General features: G+C 38.8%; 13 protein-coding genes and 1 tRNA gene. 5 read left to right on the forward strand and 9 right to left on the reverse strand.

Annotated elements, in window-relative coordinates:
* The first annotated feature begins 364 nt into the window (after positions 1-364).
* Positions 365-499 carry a hypothetical protein gene (locus R2Q70_RS09310; protein WP_316807336.1) on the forward strand — a complete coding sequence of 45 codons (135 nt, stop codon included), beginning with the start codon at positions 365-367 and terminating at the stop codon, positions 497-499.
* 435 nt (positions 500-934) lie between these two features.
* Here R2Q70_RS09310 and R2Q70_RS09315 read toward each other — a convergent pair.
* A tRNA-Arg gene (locus R2Q70_RS09315) sits at positions 935-1,006 on the reverse strand.
* A 161-nt stretch (positions 1,007-1,167) separates the two neighbouring features.
* Here R2Q70_RS09315 and R2Q70_RS09320 point away from each other — a divergent pair.
* Together R2Q70_RS09320 and R2Q70_RS09325 are read left to right on the forward strand one after the other, a co-directional pair.
* Positions 1,168-1,560: a VOC family protein gene (locus R2Q70_RS09320; protein ID WP_316807337.1), complete on the forward strand. Its 393-nt coding sequence runs from the start codon at positions 1,168-1,170 to the stop codon at positions 1,558-1,560.
* Positions 1,561-1,694: 134 nt separating this feature from the next.
* Positions 1,695-1,928 (forward strand): hypothetical protein, encoded by a 234-nt coding sequence (locus R2Q70_RS09325; protein WP_316807338.1) that lies wholly within the window; start codon positions 1,695-1,697, stop codon positions 1,926-1,928.
* Positions 1,929-2,093: 165 nt separating this feature from the next.
* Here R2Q70_RS09325 and R2Q70_RS09330 read toward each other — a convergent pair whose 3' ends face one another.
* Both R2Q70_RS09330 and metG read right to left on the reverse strand, forming a co-directional pair.
* Complete coding sequence (locus R2Q70_RS09330) at positions 2,094-2,696, reverse strand: FMN-dependent NADH-azoreductase (protein WP_316807339.1); 603 nt, start codon at positions 2,694-2,696, stop codon at positions 2,094-2,096.
* A 256-nt stretch (positions 2,697-2,952) separates the two neighbouring features.
* Entirely contained in the window at positions 2,953-5,061 is a 2,109-nt protein-coding gene (gene metG, locus R2Q70_RS09335) for a methionine--tRNA ligase (RefSeq protein WP_410478369.1), read from the reverse strand.
* A 40-nt stretch (positions 5,062-5,101) separates the two neighbouring features.
* Between metG and R2Q70_RS09340 the strand changes: the two genes are divergently transcribed.
* Complete coding sequence (locus R2Q70_RS09340) at positions 5,102-6,001, forward strand: LD-carboxypeptidase (RefSeq protein ID WP_316807341.1); 900 nt, start codon at positions 5,102-5,104, stop codon at positions 5,999-6,001.
* Between the two features lies 1 nt (position 6,002).
* Positions 6,003-6,410 (forward strand): DoxX family protein, encoded by a 408-nt coding sequence (locus R2Q70_RS09345; protein ID WP_316807342.1) that lies wholly within the window; start codon positions 6,003-6,005, stop codon positions 6,408-6,410.
* 67 nt (positions 6,411-6,477) lie between these two features.
* Here the strand turns inward: R2Q70_RS09345 and R2Q70_RS09350 are convergent, their stop codons facing one another.
* The 6 genes from R2Q70_RS09350 to R2Q70_RS09375 form a co-directional block, all read right to left on the reverse strand.
* Positions 6,478-7,929, reverse strand: a complete 1,452-nt coding sequence (locus R2Q70_RS09350) for a RagB/SusD family nutrient uptake outer membrane protein (RefSeq protein WP_316807343.1) — start codon at positions 7,927-7,929, stop codon at positions 6,478-6,480.
* 13 nt (positions 7,930-7,942) lie between these two features.
* On the reverse strand, positions 7,943-11,089 hold the full coding sequence (locus R2Q70_RS09355) for a TonB-dependent receptor (protein ID WP_316807344.1): 3,147 nt from the start codon (positions 11,087-11,089) through the stop codon (positions 7,943-7,945).
* Between the two features lie 561 nt (positions 11,090-11,650).
* On the reverse strand, positions 11,651-12,364 hold the full coding sequence (locus tag R2Q70_RS09360; protein ID WP_316807345.1) for a hypothetical protein: 714 nt from the start codon (positions 12,362-12,364) through the stop codon (positions 11,651-11,653).
* Between the two features lie 86 nt (positions 12,365-12,450).
* Positions 12,451-13,329 carry a DUF1735 domain-containing protein gene (locus R2Q70_RS09365; protein ID WP_316807346.1) on the reverse strand — a complete coding sequence of 293 codons (879 nt, stop codon included), beginning with the start codon at positions 13,327-13,329 and terminating at the stop codon, positions 12,451-12,453.
* Between the two features lie 23 nt (positions 13,330-13,352).
* The gene (locus R2Q70_RS09370; protein ID WP_316807347.1) at positions 13,353-15,047 is read right to left on the reverse strand and encodes a SusD/RagB family nutrient-binding outer membrane lipoprotein; all 1,695 of its coding nucleotides are present in this window, start codon (positions 15,045-15,047) and stop codon (positions 13,353-13,355) included.
* 10 nt (positions 15,048-15,057) lie between these two features.
* Positions 15,058-18,168 (reverse strand): SusC/RagA family TonB-linked outer membrane protein, encoded by a 3,111-nt coding sequence (locus R2Q70_RS09375; protein WP_316807348.1) that lies wholly within the window; start codon positions 18,166-18,168, stop codon positions 15,058-15,060.
* Between the last annotated feature and the right edge of the window lie 181 nt (positions 18,169-18,349).

Below are 18,349 nucleotides of genomic sequence, written 5' to 3' on the forward strand. Positions count from 1 at the left end.
GTAAGGAGTATTGGATGGGCGGTCTGGGTTGAAGGGTGGGTTTTCCGGCATAGCAGATTTTGGATAGCATGTCCAGAGTATTCGGGATAGAAAGCGGTGAAAGCTTTTGCACAAACCATCAACCTGCACCGACAAGGAAATTTGCAGCTGTAGTGGGAATGGAGCGAAGCCTAGCCTCAAATTACCGCCAATAAGATTGAGCCTGCTTTATACGACAAAAGGTGCAAGCCTTGGGTTTTTGTTTCTTTTGGGCTAAGCCAAAAGAAAGAGCCCCTCGGCGCAGTACGTCCCGACTCTTCGGGAGCGGTGAGCCGAGGCAAGCCAGTGAGGAGGGAAACATTAATCGTGTTTCGACAAGCTCAACATGACAATAATATGGAGTAATAAACCCCGGTACAAAGATCTCTCCGATACGGTCGAGATGACGGATTTGCGGGAGGGGATTTACGGCGTAAAAGAGAAGATTGCCACAGCCCGTGAAAAACAGGCTTCGCAATGACGTGAAAGGATGATGTAGAGGAGATGACGAATTGGGTAGGCGTTCTGGGTTGAACGGTGGGTTTCCTGGCATTGGAGATGATGGATAGCCTGTCCCGAGTATTCGGGAGAGAAAACGTGAAAGCTTCTGCACAAAAACTTCACTTTGCACAAAACAAGGCAGAGCGTTCTGACCTATCCTTCATCGGTCGCTTGCGCTGCCGCGATATAAGCTTTGACGAATTTATCCGACATCAGATCTGAGACTTGATCTTTTGCTACTTTTCTATCAAGAGAAAAGTAGGAGGCCGCCGCCGTTGAGGCGAAGAGAAATTAAAAACATATCCTTTACTATGCAAAGATGACGATTAGCGGAAGGACATCGCAGTTTTCATTTTGACGACTTTATACAACAAAGCCCTCGGTAAGTGGAGGGCTTCAGTTTTGATCAGGAAAGTAGCCCCGAGCAGAATCGAACTGCTATCTAAAGTTTAGGAAACTTCTATTCTATCCGTTGAACTACGGGGCCTTTTTTGTGTGCGCAAATATAATAAAAGTTTTGAGGCTAAAATGAGCAATTGTTGTGTTTTGAACTAGTAGCTCAAAAATGTGCTGATTTCATTCAGGTGGCTTAGAAAACAATTAAAATAGCTACTTGTTACATTTATCATTTAACTAAATGATTTAGCGATGGAAACAAAAATGATTTGGGCAAATCTGGCCGTTAGAGATTTAGATCGAACTGCTAAATTTTATACCAGCCTGGGCTTTAAACCAAACGGAAAATTTAATGATAATCTGGTAAGTTTCTTTTTTGGGAAAGACAACTTTATCATTCACTTTTTTGTAGAAAAGCAATTCAAGACTGCAGCAAAGCTTGAAAATGCCGAACTCTACATGGGTTCGGAAATTATTTTTAGTCTTTCTGCCGAAAGTCGTGAAGCGGTTGATGCCTGGGTGGAAAAAGTTAAGGAAGCCGGGGCAACGATCTATGCCGAAGCAGCAGATTTTGACAAGGGTTATACCTTTGGCTTTTCAGATCCCGATGGACACAAGTTTAATGTACTTTACTGGCCATCTTAAGCCATAGATGAGGCGAACAACTTGGATCTTCTAATAGAAATTACGAAAAACCCGGGGGTCAAATGTTTCCGTTTCTCAAATTGGTGTTTATATTGTGGTTAGCATTTTTCGTCACTATTTTTAAACAACACGTTTTGGAAACATCATCAAACAGTGAAATGCAGGTAGGTTCAACAGGGCTAATCATCATTGCTATCGTATATATTGGCATATGTTTGATTCTGGCAAACTATGGTAAATCAACAAAATTAGGGTTTTGGGGTTCATTAGCGATTGTAATCTTTTTAACGCCTTCCTTTGGAGGAATGATTTTGCAGACCCTGAAAAACGCAGAACTTCATAAAAAAAAGACCAACCATACTGCCTAACATTTTCGGCCAAGGGCCTCTTCCCGGGAAACGAGATATAATTTGCATTGATTGATTAAAAAAAATATCCGGCACACTACTCCACTCGTAAAATAAATAAAGTTGTACACCGGATATCGATTTTATCTATAACTATTTCCTATCTTTCAGGAACATTATCATTAACTATGCAATGAGGATGCTTTCTATTCCTTTTTCTAAAGCGGTATCTTTCACAACCGGTATCGAAGCGCCCTCCGCCCTGAACACGGTCACATCATTCATGCCTAAAAAACCAAGGACACCTTTAAGGTAGGGCGTAGCAAAATCATAAGCCTGCATCGGTCCGTCCGAATAAATACCTCCGGAAGCCACGGCGAGATAAACTTTTTTACCGGTGATTAATCCCTGTGGCCCTTGGTCCGTATACTGAAAAGTAACACCTGCCCGGGCAATATGATCTACCCACGCTTTTAAGGTTGAAGGCACACCGAAATTATAAAACGGAACACCAATCACAATGATATCTGCTTCCTGAAGCTCAGCAATGGCTTCATCAGAATGTTGAATGGCGGCTATATTTTCAGCACTTCTTTTTTCCGCAGGAGTAAAAAAAGCATTAAGATGTGCTTCTTCCAAATGGGGAAATAAATTTTGAGCGAGATTTTTTTCTTTCACAATCGATCCAGGATAAGTTTCCTGAATTTTTGATACAACAGCATTGCCCAATTGAATGCTCACAGAGGCTCCAGCCCGGGGACTTGAAATAATATGGAGGATTTTTTTCATGTTTTCTAAATTTATGCTCCAAATTTAGATATACCATTCCAGCGATTTCCATTACTATCTAAAAGGTTAGTGCTATCCTTTGAGATAGCGTCTGTTGCTGGCTAATCAGTGCTTATGCGCTAAGTTAAGCGGTCAGTCCTTCAACAAAAAAAAGAGATTGCATCAAAATGAACAATCTCTTTTTTTGGGGATCACGCTGTTATTCCTTCGGCAAAGGAAAACAAACTCCCTATACTAAAACGCCTTTAAGCAATTTCTATCTGATAATACTGCCTTCTGTGAACCGATCAACAGGCGCCACAAAAGTCAGTTTGCCTTCTGCATTTTCAGCCATTAAAATCATGCCTTGCGAAAGGATGCCTTTAATTTCTCGTGGAGCCAGGTTCACAATCATGCTTACTTGTTTACCCACAATATCCTCAGGTTTATAATATTCTGCGATACCTGAAACGACTGTTCGCTCATCAATACCGGTATTCACGGTTAGTTTTAATAACTTTTTGGTTTTTTCAACCTTTTCAGCAGCCACAATGGTAGCTACCCGAATATCCATGGCAGAGAAATCATCGAAATTGATATTTTCTTTTGCTGGTGTAGCGGTAGCATTGTTCACCGCATTAGCCGACTTACTTTGATTTAATTTCTCTATCTGGAAATCGATTTCAGCATCTTCGATTTTCTCAAATAACAAAGTGGCCTCCCCAATCTGATGTCCGCGTTTCAATAAAGCTACACTGCCGGCATCATCCCAATCGTGACCACCATTTTGCAACATCTTCATCAGTTTTTCGGCTGTAAAAGGCAAGAATGGTTCAATTAAGATTTGAATATTGGCGGCGATTTGAAGGGCAACATGAAGAATGGTTCTTACGCGATCTTCATCCGTTTTAATCAATTTCCAGGGTTCAGTTTCGGCCAGGTATTTATTACCCAGACGGGCCACATTCATCACTTCCGATAAAGCCTCCCTGAACCGGTAGTTTTCAACAGAAGCCGATATTTTAGCAGGATAACCGGCCAATTCATCGATTACCGCCTGATCAACGCTGGTGATTTCCATACAGGTAGGCACCGCACCGTTAAAATATTTATGCGTTAATACCACCACACGGTTTACAAAATTACCCAGAATGGCTACCAACTCATTGTTATTCCTGGCCTGAAAATCTTTCCAGGTAAAGTCGTTATCTTTTGTTTCGGGAGCTGTTGCCGTAAGCACGTAACGTAATACATCCTGTTTACCTTCAAACTCACGCAGGTATTCGTTTAACCAAACCGCCCAGTTTTTAGAGGTAGAAATTTTCTGTCCTTCCAGATTCAGGAACTCATTTGCAGGTACATTATCGGCCAAAGTATATTCGCCATGCGCCATTAGCATTGCCGGAAAAATAATACAGTGGAAAACGATATTGTCTTTTCCGATGAAATGCACCAGTTTGGTTTCATCGCTTTTCCAGTATTCTTCCCAGCCGCATTTGTCACTTTCGTAATTGTTGATGTAATATTCTTCGGCTTTTGGGTTCCAAACATCCAGCTTGGCATAGTTACAAAGCTCTTTCGTGGCAGAGATATAACCTATCGGCGCATCAAACCACACATATAACACTTTCCCTTCCGCATCGCGAAGCGGCACACGCACACCCCAGTCTAAATCGCGGGTCATGGCACGTGGCTGCAAACCTGCATTTAACCAGCTTTGGCATTGGCCATAAACATTCGGACGCCATTCTTTATGGCTTTCTATATATTTTCTTAAACGCTCCTCGTATTGATCTAAAGGTAAAAACCAGTTTTTGGTTTCTTTTAAGATGGGTTTATCGCCCGAAAGGGTTGATTTAGGATTAATTAAATCGGTAGCATTTAAGGTAGAGCCGCAGTTTTCACACTGGTCGCCATAAGCATTTTCATTGCCACATTTAGGGCAGGTCCCGGTGATGTAGCGATCGGCTAGAAATTGTTTTGCCGTTGGATCATAGTATTGCTCCGTAACTTCTTCTGTAAATACACCTTTATCGTAAAGTGTTTTAAAGAAATCGGAAGCCGTTTGGTGGTGTGTTTGTGAAGATGTACGGTGATAAATATCAAAAGAAACCCCAAATTCCTTAAAAGAATCGCCAATGATTTTGTGGTATTTATCTACCACTTCCTGAGGGGTAATGCCTTCACGTTTGGCCTTTAAAGTAATCGGCACACCGTTTTCATCAGAACCACAAATAAACTTCACATCACGTTTGTTCGACCTGAGGTAACGGGCGTAAATATCAGCAGGAATGTAAACACCGGCAAGGTGCCCAATATGAACTGGCCCATTGGTATATGGAAGCGCTGCCGTTACGGTATATCTTTTTATTTTACTATTATCCAAAACAATTTTTATTAATTTGGCAAAGATAAGTGTTTTAAAGATGATTAAGCAGCCCCCGTATTTAAAAAAAGGAGATAAGATTGCCATTGTTTGCCCGGCGAAGAAATTACCCAAACCCATTGATCATGCCATCAGCATTTTAGAAAGCTGGGGATTGGAAGTGGTTATTGGTGAAAGCGTTTATGCCAGTCACCACCAGTTTGCAGGAACAGACCAGCTAAGAACCCGTGATATTCAGCGTTTTTTGGATGACGCATCCATAAGGGCGATTATTTGTGGCAGAGGTGGCTATGGTGCCATCCGCATTATCGATGAGCTCGATTTTACCGCCTTTCATCAACACCCAAAGTGGTTTATCGGTTTTAGTGATGTAACGGTTTTACTTTCGCACATTATTGCACAAACCCAAACGCAGTGTTTGCATGCCCAAATGCCTTATACTTTTGATGAATCGACTGAAGAAGCTTTGTCATCACTAAAAAATTCACTTTTTGGAGCGCCGCAGACCTATAACTACACAAGCGAATTTACCAATCAGGAAGGTGTTGCCAGTGGGGTTTTGATCGGAGGTAACCTTACCTTGCTGGCGATGGTTCAAGGATCTGTTTCAGAGATGGATTTCGACAATAAAATTTTATTTCTGGAGGATGTTGGGGAGCAAGAGTTTAGTATCGACAGGATGATGAGGATGTTGAAAAGGGCTGGTAAACTAAAACATTTAAAGGGTTTGATTATTGGTGCTTTTAATGAGATTGATGAGGAAAAAATTTCTTTCGGACAAACGGCAGACCAGGTGATTTGGGAGGTAGTGAAAGATTACGGTTATCCGGTTTGTTTCAACTTTCCAACAGGACATATTGACAATAATTTAAGTATGATTTTAGGGGCCGAGGTGGAATTAATAGTAGAAAAAAATAAGGTTCAATTTAAATATTCATAACATGGCAATTTTTGATGGCTTAGGCAAATACCGCAATACAGGCTTACTGATTCTTCGCATCGGTTTGGGCCTGATGTTCATCATTCATGGTTTTCCAAAATTAGCTGGTGGACCAAGTGGATGGGCCGGACTAGGTGGCAGCATGAAAGTTGTGGGAATAGATTTTCTTCCGGTATTTTGGGGATTTATGGCAGCAGTTGCAGAAACTTTCGGTGGATTTTTACTGATTGTAGGTTTATTCTATCGCCCGGTTTGTATGCTTTTGGTTTTTACTATGGTGATTGCTGCATTGGTGCATTTAGGTAAAGGTGACGGCTTAAAAGGTGCCAGTCACGCCATTGAATTGGGCATCGTATTTCTCAGCCTTATTTTTATCGGACCGGGAAAATATAGTGTAGATAAAAAGTAGAAAGAAGAATCATTATAGAGAGAAAAAGCCAGCAAATTGCTGGCTTTTTCTGTTTAAGTTTATTCGACTAGTTTGGTACAATTAGTTTGTTGTTTTGTACTTCAGTAGCTGAAATTGGCCAAATGTATCCGGCAGTGTTAAATGGAATTGCTGGCGCAGTGCCTTGAGGGCCGCTTTTCGCTGCAAAACCAAGTCCCAATCTCATCACGTCTGGAGATCTGAAACCTTCCCCTAACAACTCAATTCGTCTTTCAGTAAGAATTGTATTTTTAAGGTTAGCAGGTAAAAGATCAGTAGCAGGAAATACATAACTCGGGTTTGAACGCTGTCTAACGGCATTTAATAAAGCGATAGAACGGGTTGGATCACTTACTACAGTGGCCTCTGCCAGGTTTAATAACACTTCAGCATACCTGATCACCGGGATGTAATCTGTATATGGAGAAGGTTTTTTAAACTTAGTTAAGTAAGTGTTCACGCCTACCGCCTGGGTTAATCCTTTTCTGGCATCAGTTGATGCTGCAGCAAAGGCAGCATTACCGAATATTCCTGCGGAATTCAAGAAATATTCCTGATTACCACCAGCAGTTTCAACATTGTAATAGTAAGCCAATTGATTTTGTGTTCCAGGAGCGTCTAAATCTGTCATTGGAAAGGACAGGAGTGCTTCAGGCCCTACATAACTACCGGCAAAAACGTTAGCAATACTTGCATCCAATCGGTTCGCCACACCTGTGGTCGCCGAAAATGGTGCTGTTGCAGTTACAATTTTGTTCGCTTCGCTTACTACTGAAGCTAAATCACCCATTGATAAATACACACGGGTTTTTAATGCAATAGCGGTATTTCTTGATGCTCTGGTTGCTGTCAGCGTTAGTGCTAAATCTGGCTCCGCTTCATTTAAATCTTTTAAAATCTGGGTATAAACCTCCGCAACGGTACTTCTCTTTAAATCATTACCGGTTAAATCCTTCTCCGCTCTAAGCCTTAATGGTACGCCTAAGCTTGCACCATTATCCGTAATGTAAGGTTTAGCATAAAGTTGTAAAAGGCTGTAATAGGAAAGCGCCCGCATTACTTTTGCTTCTGCAATGTATTGTTTTGACAATGCAGGTGTTAAAATTGCTGCGTTCGCGGTGATGCCTTCCATCACTATGTTAGCTCTGTTTATTGCCGCATAAATGGCACCCCATAAACCCGTAACCTCACTGGTATTTGATACCAGATTGAAACGCCAGGTTTCAAGGTTGGTTACCCCATTGGGCTTATTTACAATAAATTCTTCACCACGGATGTCGTTATACACCAGGTAACGTCCGCCATAAAAGTTGCCATTTTTTACCCCAGCGTAAACCCCTCTTAGTTCAGAAAGGATACGATCGGGATTAGAAAATGCCTCTTCTGTGGGCAATGATGTTAGTGGCGCTGTATCTAAAAAATCCTTTTTGCATGCGGTTGCAAACAACAACGGCGCTGCCACAAAAAGATACTTTATTTTATTATTTATATTAATTTTCATGATGCTCTAAATTTTAAAATCCAACATTAATACCAAAAGTGAATGTTCTTGCTGATGGCACTGAGTTTCTATCTACACCAGGAGCTAAACTTCCGCTGTTACCAGCTGCAGTAGAGTTACCATTTACCGAAACTTCAGGATCTGGTCCAGGATAGTTAGAAATAATCCATAAGTTGCTTGATTGCGCATATACCCTCACATTTGAAATTCCATATTTATTTAAAAATGCTTTCGGTAAAGTGTAACCTAAGGCCAGGTTACGCACCTTTAAGAAATTTCCTGAGAATACATTTTGCGACTGTGCAAATGCAGATCCGTTCGATACGTTATCACCGTAAACCACACGCGGAATATCGGTAACTTGACCTGGGGTAGTCCATCTGTCCATCATTCCGGCTTCATTATTCCAGAAACGTTGATCACGCAAACCAGCTAGTGATCCGTAATAAACCTTGTTACCTCCAGAGAAAGTTAAGCCAAGAACTAAATCGAAAGCTTTATAACGGAAATTATTATCTAAACCACCAAACCATTTCGGAATAGCCTGACCAGTGATGGTTGCATCAAGCGCTGCATCGATTGCCGGAGCATTTTGTCCTGCATTTGGTCCATCTAAATATTGATAACGGGCAGCTGCAGCTCTTTGGAAGCTAAACCTTAATTTCTGACCAAACCTGTTTACAAAGATACGCTCTCCTGTAGCTGGATCAACACCTGCAGTTGGTACGGTATAGATGGAGCCGATTGGATAACCTACACGGGTAATATTAGCAGTTTCTAACTGTGTAAGGCCAAATAAATCAGCATTGTTATTGCCCAAAGCAGTCACTTCATTTTTAAGTGTACTTAAGGTAAAAGACGTTGACCATGAAAAGTCATCATTTTCGATATTTCTTGAGTTGATTGCAAATTCGAAACCTTTGTTATACATCTTACCAACATTGGTTGTAATTGTATTACCGGGGATACCTTTAGAAGGGGCTTGAGGCGCATTTTGTACTAGATTATCGATATTATTATGATAGTAATCTACATCTAATGAGAAGCGACCGCCTAAAAATTCCAAGTTAACACCTACATCGGCTTTTTTACTGGTTTCCCAGGTTAGGTTAGGGTTACCCGCCTGGTTGAAAGATAAAGCTGCATCGCTACCGTACAAGCCTGGGCTATATAAATACAATGCCGGATAATTTCCGATATTGATGTTACCAACCTCACCGTAACTACCACGAATTTTAACGCGTGTTAATATTTTGCTAATTCCAGATTCTTTATAGAAATTTTCTTCAGAAAGTGCCCAACCTGCTGATGCACCACCAAAGTTACCGTATTTATTTCCTGCAGATAGGCCAGAGTAACCATCACGACGGAATGAACCTGTTAAATAATATTTCTTTTTGTAATCGTAGTTTACGCTTCCAAAGAATGAACGGAAAGCATTATCGAACTGTACCAAGTTAGCTGGAGTAATGGTTCCGAATGAGCCTTGATAAACTTCGATGAATGGATCGATCACATTTTGACGGGTTGCACCATAACCGTATGATTTGGTATACTGATCTTCAGCACCAATAAACGCACCAACGGTGTGGTCGCCAAAAGTATTGGCATAATTCAAGGTATTAGACCAGTTCCATCTGCTGTTTTTTACATAGTTACTTGTAGCACCACCGTTATAAGCAAATCCATCGCCCTGTAAACGGTTTACAAATACATTGTTATCCAGTTTCAAATTATCAATACTATAATTGGTTTTGAAAGTTAAACCTTTAAGAATTTGAACAGACACATATCCGTTAGCAATTAAACGATCGCTTTCAGACGTATTTTTATCCGAATTAACCAGCACTGCTGCATTAGGATAATTTGATGCAATTAAATTTGCACCTAAACCAATTGCCGAGCCCGCAACATTATAAGAACCATCTTCATTATATGGGGAAACGTTTGGAGGCAATACAAATGCTAAACGACCCAAACCACCTGTATTAAAAGATGATCCTGGAAGTGAACCGGTATTAGGTGCACGGTTTAGTGTATTGCTATATGAAAAGTTTGTTCCAATGGTTACATTTTTAAATAACTTATGATCTAAGTTTACACGGCCATTTTTTCTTTCGAATGAGTTATTAATGATGAAACCTTCCTGGTTAGTATAACCCAATGAAACGAAATAAGAAGTTTTTTCGCTTGCGCCGGAGAAGTTTAAAGCATGATTTTGTGAAGTGGCGGTTCTATAAGCATAATCATACCAGTTGGTTTCTACCTGACTACCATCAGAACGGGTTTGTAGGAAGAATGCAGGAGCTAAGCCAATGTTAGTTCTAGCTTCATTTTTAATTTGAACATATTCAGCTGCATTTAATAATGGATTTAAATTTTGAGCTTTAGATGAACCTACCCATCCTTCATAATTTACTTTAGTTACACCTTGCTTACCTTTTTTAGTAGTGATTACCACTACACCATTGGCAGCCCTAGAACCGTAAATTGCTGAGGATGCCGCATCTTTCAAGATATCGATTGATTCAATATCAGCCGGGTTAATGTCACCCAAGGCATTACCCGCTGCACTATTACTTGATTGATCACCTGTAAATACTGGAATACCGTCAACAATAATTAATGGATAAGAGCTTAAAGAAATAGAGTTTACACCGCGAACCCTGAAAACAGGCGGGTTATTTAATAAACCGTTGGGCTGAATAATGTTCACACCCGCTGCTTTACCAGCCAGCGCTTGCTCAAAACTTTGAACCGGTTGGTTTTTTAATTTCTCGCCACTTACACTGGCGATGGAACCTGTAACATCTCTTTTAGATTGTGTGGTGTATCCGGTTACCACTACATCTGATAAAGTTTTGGAATCTCCAGTTAAGGAAACGTTAAGTACATTGCCTGATCCAATCGGACGGGTCTGAGTTGTAAATCCGATGTAAGAAAATTCTAAAGCAGTTGCCTGAGCTGTAATTCTGATTGAATATTTACCATCTGCAGTTGTGGTGGTTCCGCCAGCTGCACCTTTAATTTTTACACTTACACCCGGTAGCGGTAACCCGTCTTCCTTTCCTGTAACTGTTCCAGTGATTGTCCTATCTTGAGCCATAGCACTTCCCGCTATAAACAGCAAAATGAACAAACTTTGTAAAAGTTTTTTCATAAAATTTAATTTAGTTGAATTAATGATTTTTTAAATATAAAATTTAACAAGCTGTAATACAAATTTTACAAAGCAAAAAATTTTGTAAATTTCATATAAAGTTGCCTAAACATCGTTTAATGCATCAAAATTCAACTAAAATTTTCAACCTTTTCGGCACAAAAAAAATCACATAAATCAAATATGCCTGCTAGATTTTATGCAAAATCTTACATTCACTAAAAAAAACAATTTGAATATTTTTACATCATAAAAAACAGCAAAAATCTCAAAGAATAACTGAGACTTATTTAATATACGTGCGTTTAAATTTATTTTTGATAAAATATTTTATCTATTCTGGCCAACTCACGGAAATGTTCAGTAATTAAGCACATAAAAAAAAAGGTAACCTATGGCAACCTCTTTTTGATAATGTAAAAATAACGTGGTATTAAAAGTCTATCTTAATATGAATATTGATCCGGGTTCACTTACTACACGTTAAGCATTAGCCGACTATCAGTCATTAATTATTATGCTCAACTAGCCGGTAAAAATAATTTCTCTCAAATAACAATGTTATGGTTGAGAAGAAGTCGTATTTAGCCAATTAAATCTTCTATGATTTCCATCAGTAGATGGTGCTTGAAGTTTGGCTTTGATAATAAATTCAGATGGATAAGTTTTACCCTCATAGGCAGATACAATCCAGTCAATTCTGAATGGCTCATTATCTACATTAAGTTTATATTCCTTTTTATCTCCTTTTAGGATATAATTGACAAAATAGTCAGCATGTCCATCGGCAGCAACTTTCGCAATGATATAAACTGAATTTTGATCTAATTTATAAGTATCACTTACAGGAACAGCTGCATCTGCCAGCCTACCAAGCAATGGAAAATACTGCTCTAATGAGATTAGGGGAAAACTTACGGAAGCTTTATTGTTGATATCATCATTGCCAGACTTAACATTGATGGTTGCCAATGCTAACATTTTTTCATCTACAAATAAAAGTTTTTTAGCGTCATAGTTATATCGAGCAAAAAGGCTTTTATCTTTATTGAAAAGATACCAGTTTCCAACCCTTTTATCATCTACATAATTCCCCCGCAAAACGTTCACTCCATCTTTATCTATTGAGTAGAGGCCATTAAGCTTGCTATTAAGTGTTTGATAAGTCAATTTGGAACCATCAGGAAGTTCCATTTTTTGTTGACGAATATTTTGGGCTTTAAGATTAGTTATCGCGAAGATCCCGCAGATTAACAGGGTATATAAATACTTCATGGCTAGAGGGTTATTAAATAAACAGACCAAATCTAATAAAATAGATTTGGTCTGTAAAATTGTTTTTAAAGAAAATTTATAGACAACTATGGTCTAGGGCCTTGATAAACAAAGGTCTCCTCAAATAATCTTGCACCTGCATTAGAAGTCCAACTTAAAGTAAAAGTTTTTGTAGCTGGATCGTATTTGCTTGAAGGATTTGTAGCGATTGGCAACAAAGTTGTCATAGCTACTGTAACTAAGTTAGTAGCAGGATCAACCGTGTAAACAACCTCATTGGTGTAGTTTGCAAGCAATCCCGGATCGATTCTAACAGAGTTAGCGCCAGTTGTAATCAACTTAACACCATTTAAATTTCTGTTAGGAATAAGTGCAGTTGCAGCAGATGTTTTATACCCGTATAAACCATCATATTTGTTTTTAGCACTTACGTTTAACAATACCGTTCCGAAGTTTCTGCTCACGCCACCATAATTGGTTGATGTAACTGAAATAGGCAACGCATATTTCTTGCTAAAATCGAAGTTAACTGTTTTGAAAGCTACTTTTACTGTAGCCGTTCTTTGTCCTGCTGGGATTGTTACTGTTGGTGTAGTGATGGTAAACAATTCAGCTGGCAAAACAACATATGGTACATAAGAAGATATAATCGACTTATCTGCATTCAATTCAGTTACAGCAGCAGCTTTTGTACCGATGTTAACCACTACATCTTGTGGTGCTGGATCAGGTCCGGTTAATTGAATTGTATATGTTCCTTCCACACTTGCGCCTACTTCATAAGCCACTGGATAAACAGTGTATAATGAACCTTCAGGAGTTTCTGAAGATGGTGCAACAGGGTTTTTAAATTCTACTACAGATGTACTTCCATCAGGATTAGTGTAGTCGAATTTATTTTTAAGGCATGACGACATCACCGATGTTACGATAGCCCCTGCGATTAATAATTTAAATATTTTCATTTCCTTGTAATTAATATAATTAACTATTTAGCATACCAGATTTTAGTGGTGTAAGGACTTACGCCTTTAGGTACATTTTCAGAATTAACCTGGAATTCTACCGCTGGATAAAGAATTCTTGTAGGTAATTTATCTACAGCTGGTGCACCTGATTTTAATGAAGCAAAAGTTGCTGTTGCAGCAGTAGCTCCAGCAGAGATGGTTGGATAACCTGTTCTTTTGTATTCGTTAAAACCTTCCTCACTGGTAATCATGTTCACTGCAATATATTTTTGCGTAATGATTGCTTCCAGTTTAGCTGCGTCAGTGGTTGCTAATGTCCAGTTTACCAATGCACTTGTTGGATTAGCTGTTTTATAATTATCTTTTAACGTAGCTGCAGCTGTAGTATTGAAATACGTATTAGCAGCATTTTTATAAAGATAAGTAAATGATGCAGTAATACCATTTTCAAACAATGTTGATCCAGAACCAGCTAATGCAGGCAGGATGTTTACAGTTGCCAATGAAGCCTCAGCTTGTAAGAAATATGACTCAGATGCCAACATTAATACCGTACCCATTGAAGCACCTTTCAACACTCCACCAACATCTGCAGCAGAATTTGCAGTTGTACCTGTAGGTCTTGATGTTCTACCCACGCCGCTGTACCAATAAGATCCATTTTGACCACGTCTTACTGGCTCTGTATCAAAACCTAACTGGTTAGTTGCAGGACCTACGAAACTAATGGTATTACCATTGATTGATTGTGAAACGTTAGCGCCAAATGAAGCATAGATTGCTGTACCACGTACGTTATCTGTTAACTTAGTTCCGTTGTAGAAAGATAAAATCCATGGCGTAGGTAAGTTAGACAATCCACTTGTTGCAGCCACACCGTTGATATCCCAGCCATAAGTTGACCATCTTGGGTTAAATTGACTTGCTGTTGAAGCAGAATAACCTGGTTGAACTATTGCATCATCATTTAAATAATCAGCAGAAGTTGTTGGCAATGATGGGATAGCAGCAGTTACGAAAGAAGCAAGGTCTGCTACGTTTTTCGCACGTACAACCATTTTTAATTTAACGGTATTTGCAAACTGTTTCCATCTTGTTAAACTAGCCGCTCCGCTACCTCCAAAAAATGGATCTTGAGCTGCAGTTACTGCAGTTGTTACGTTTGGAACAGCAGCAGTATTCATAATTGCGATTGCTGCGTTTAACTCTGCAAAAGCTGCCCTGTAAACTTCTGTGTATCTATCATACTTAGGACTTAGATTGTCCAAGCCTTTTCCTGCATCAGAATATGGTACATCACCATATTGATCTACTATCTTAGCGTACAAAAAGCTCTTCATGATACGAGCCATGGCATTGTAATACTTTAATGGTCCATCAGCAGTTGTATTGTTAATCACAAAATTTAACTGATTAATACCCGCAAAAGTATTGGTGTAAACACCTGCATAGTCATCAGTAGTGAAGTTGTAAGTCCATACCGTACCCCATCCGCCATAACCGCCTGCGTTGGCTTTATAACCACCAGTCCATGCGCCAAAGTTATCGTAAGAGTTCATGGCATTTGCAGAAGTTACAATCGCCTGAGGCAACACAATAGTTGGGCTCGATGATGTTGGATTATTGGGATTTTCATTGACATCAAGGAACTTTTTACAAGACGAGCTTGCTAAAATGATTGTTCCTAAAATGAATATGTTAAATAATTTTCTCATGTTTTTACAATTAGAATGTTACTGAAACTGAACCACCAAAGAAACGAGTTGGCGGCGTAAAGCTTAATGTGCTAATACCAATCGCGTTGTTTCCTAAGATGAAATCAGGATCTGTATAAATGTTTTCTTTCGGTACAAATAAGAATAAGTTTCTTCCTTGCGCTGCAATGTTAATTCCTTTCACAACTTTCATATCACCTAACCATGATTTTGGTAAATCCCATGATAAGCTAACCTCACGGATTTTCCAGTAAGCACCACTGTAAGTGTAGTTTGAAGCGATACCTGTATTGTAGGCTGATGAAGGCCAGAAACCAGCACCACCATCTCTAACTGTTACACTTGTATTGGCAACATATTGATTTGTAACCGGATCTAAATAAGATGAGTTAGGGAATACGAAACGCTCTCTGTTATAAGCAACAGTTCTTAAACCAGAACCAGAGAAGTCAAAACTACCACCAGCACTTGAAGAGTTTACAATATAACCACCTCTGTATTCTGCAACAGCAGCTAATCTTAATGATTTATATTTTACTGAAAGGTTAGCACCAAGGATATGTTTTGGACTAGAGTTACCTAATATCACACCAGATTCTGTAGCAGAAGGGTAACCTGTTCTAGCATCAACAATCACACGACCTTGAGCATCACGTTTGTAATCTGTACCTCTTAACATTGGGTAAGTTTGACCAGCTTCAGCAACTACCTGAGCGTTACCGCCAGTTGATAGGTTTAATCTTGTAACTGCATCACTGATTGATTTTACCTTGTTATCATAATAGCTATAGTTTACACCAACGCCAACTTCCCAATCTGTATTGCGGTAAGCCACAACATTTAATGTATTCTCAGAACCAAAGTTGGTTACTTCACCTGTGTTGGTTAAGTAAGTAGAGAAACCTGAAGCAGAAGAAATAGCAACAGGAACGATTTGATCAGTTGTACTTGTGTAATATAATGTACTGCTTAAGCTAATTCTGTTATCCCAGAATTCTGCATCGATACCACCCTCAACACCTTGAGTTTTCTCAGGTTTTAAGTTTGGATTAACAGTTTGTGAACCTATTGCATAACCAGGGTTATTGTTATACGGATAACCACCAGTTTGACCAAAAGTAGTTAACAACTGATAAGCACCTAAGTTAACGTTACCTACAGTAGTATAACCAGCTCTTAATTTTAATACATTAAGGAATTTGCTGTCTTTTAAAGCATCAATTGCATTGGTTGCAATGAATGAAGCATCAACTGATGGATAGAATAATGATCTGTTTGCTGTTGGTAAAGTAGAAAACCAATCGTTACGAGCTGTTGCGTGTAAGTATAAGTAATCTTTGAAACTTAACCTCATATCTCCATAAACCGCTTGTTGATTTACTTTAGAGTTGCTTTCTGAACCAGTAATGTTCGCGGCTGTACGAGCAGCTATGTTAAATAAGCCTTGGAAAGTTAAACCAGAAGCTGCAACACCAATGTTTTTAGCAGTGTTACTTCTTAAACTTGCACCAACTGTGATATCTAATCTTAAATCTTCAGTTAATTTCTTATTAACGTTTGTTTGAAACTCTGTTAAAATTTGGTTAGAGAAAGATTCTCCGTCTGACACACTACCTGCGATATCATTGTTTTTCAATGATGATAATTGTAAAGATTTAGTATAAGCTGATCTTACAAATTTATCTACCCAGTTTTTGTTAGATGCGTTTTGAGAAGTGATGTTCACACGATATAAAAATCTCAACCAATCTAATGGTTTATATTTCAAATCAACATTACCAGTCAAATAATCATTTCTAACATTTTGACGTTGTGTATCTAACGTATAGTATGGATTTTGATAGTAAGCATTGTAATATCCATCTGGATTAGCAAATGGATTGTTTTGCCAGTCTTTGTAATCTGTTACCACAATGTTACCAGGCGTCTGCATTAACTGATCGTAAATAGTGGCAGTCGCGGTTGTAATGTTATATCTATTTTGAACGTAGTTAGCGTTGAATGACATGCTTACTCCTTTACCGAAATCTCTGTCACCATTCAAACGCAATGTAAAACGATTAAAAGCATCTTTAGGAGTGGTTCCCGTTGCATCTAAATATTGCGCTGATAAAAATGTTAATGATTTCTCATCACCAGTTGACATATTAAAATCAGTCATGTTGGTAAGACCAGTTTCCCAGAACTTATACTTAGAATCATTGTAGGCATAAGGAACAGTTTGAATGGCACCATTTTCTAAAGGATCACCAATTACTCTTGGAACACCATCAAATGCAGGACCATACTGTTGATTTTCATGAGCGGTATAAATTTGAATATCAGAATCTGCTCCTGAACCAAATCTATCCTGTAATTTAGGATAAAAACTTACCCACTCTGCATTAGTTGTTTGACCAACTTTATAAGTAGTAGTTCCTCTTTTACCCTTTTTAGTAGTAATGATCAATGCACCGTTAGATGCCTCAGAACCATAAAGCGCAGCAGCACCACCACCATTTAATACCTGTAAATCTTCAATGTCATCAGGATTTAGGTTTCCTAAAATGGAACTAGGTACAATTACATTATCAACAACAACCAAAGCCTGGTTATTTCCTAATAATGAACGATTACCCCTTAATACCAAACGATATGATGGGTTAACACCACTACCAACAACATTTAGTTGTAAACCAGCAACCTTACCAGACAATGCAGCCGCTACGTTTGTAGGTTTAGCTTGTGTAAGTTGTTCTGCTTTTACTGTAGTTGAAGCAGTACCTAATTGTGCTTTAGTAGCAGATAGACCACCCGCAGTTACCACAACTTCGTTTAATGATTTTGTATCAGATTGTAAAGCAACAGATACGTTTGAAGATGAAATCGCAACTTCTTTAGTTGCATACCCTAAATAAGTAAATACAAGGGTTTTTCCATTTGCTGGCACTCTAAGCGTGAACTTTCCGTCGCCGCTAGTTTGTGTACCGAGGTTAGATACCTCTTTAACTCTGACAGATACACCAGGAATTGGCAAGCCATCTTCCTGAGCTGTAACCGTACCAGTTACTGTTCTCTCTTGTGCCATTGCGCCGAACGCAACGAACATAAGAATGAACAAACTTTGTAGAAGTTTTTTCATAATTTGAAAATAGGTTAGTTAATGATTCGTAATAAAATGCTAAAATATAGTTAGTTGACTATACCACCAAATTTATTTTAACAATTTTTAACATTCTTTTCAAAATATGACAAAACCGCCTAATAAATGTTAATAAATACAACAAAGCGCTATGTTTGATTAACATAACGCTTACATAATA

The sequence above is a fragment of the Pedobacter agri genome (genome assembly GCF_032678665.1).
In the GTDB taxonomy this organism is placed as follows: domain Bacteria; phylum Bacteroidota; class Bacteroidia; order Sphingobacteriales; family Sphingobacteriaceae; genus Pedobacter; species Pedobacter agri_A.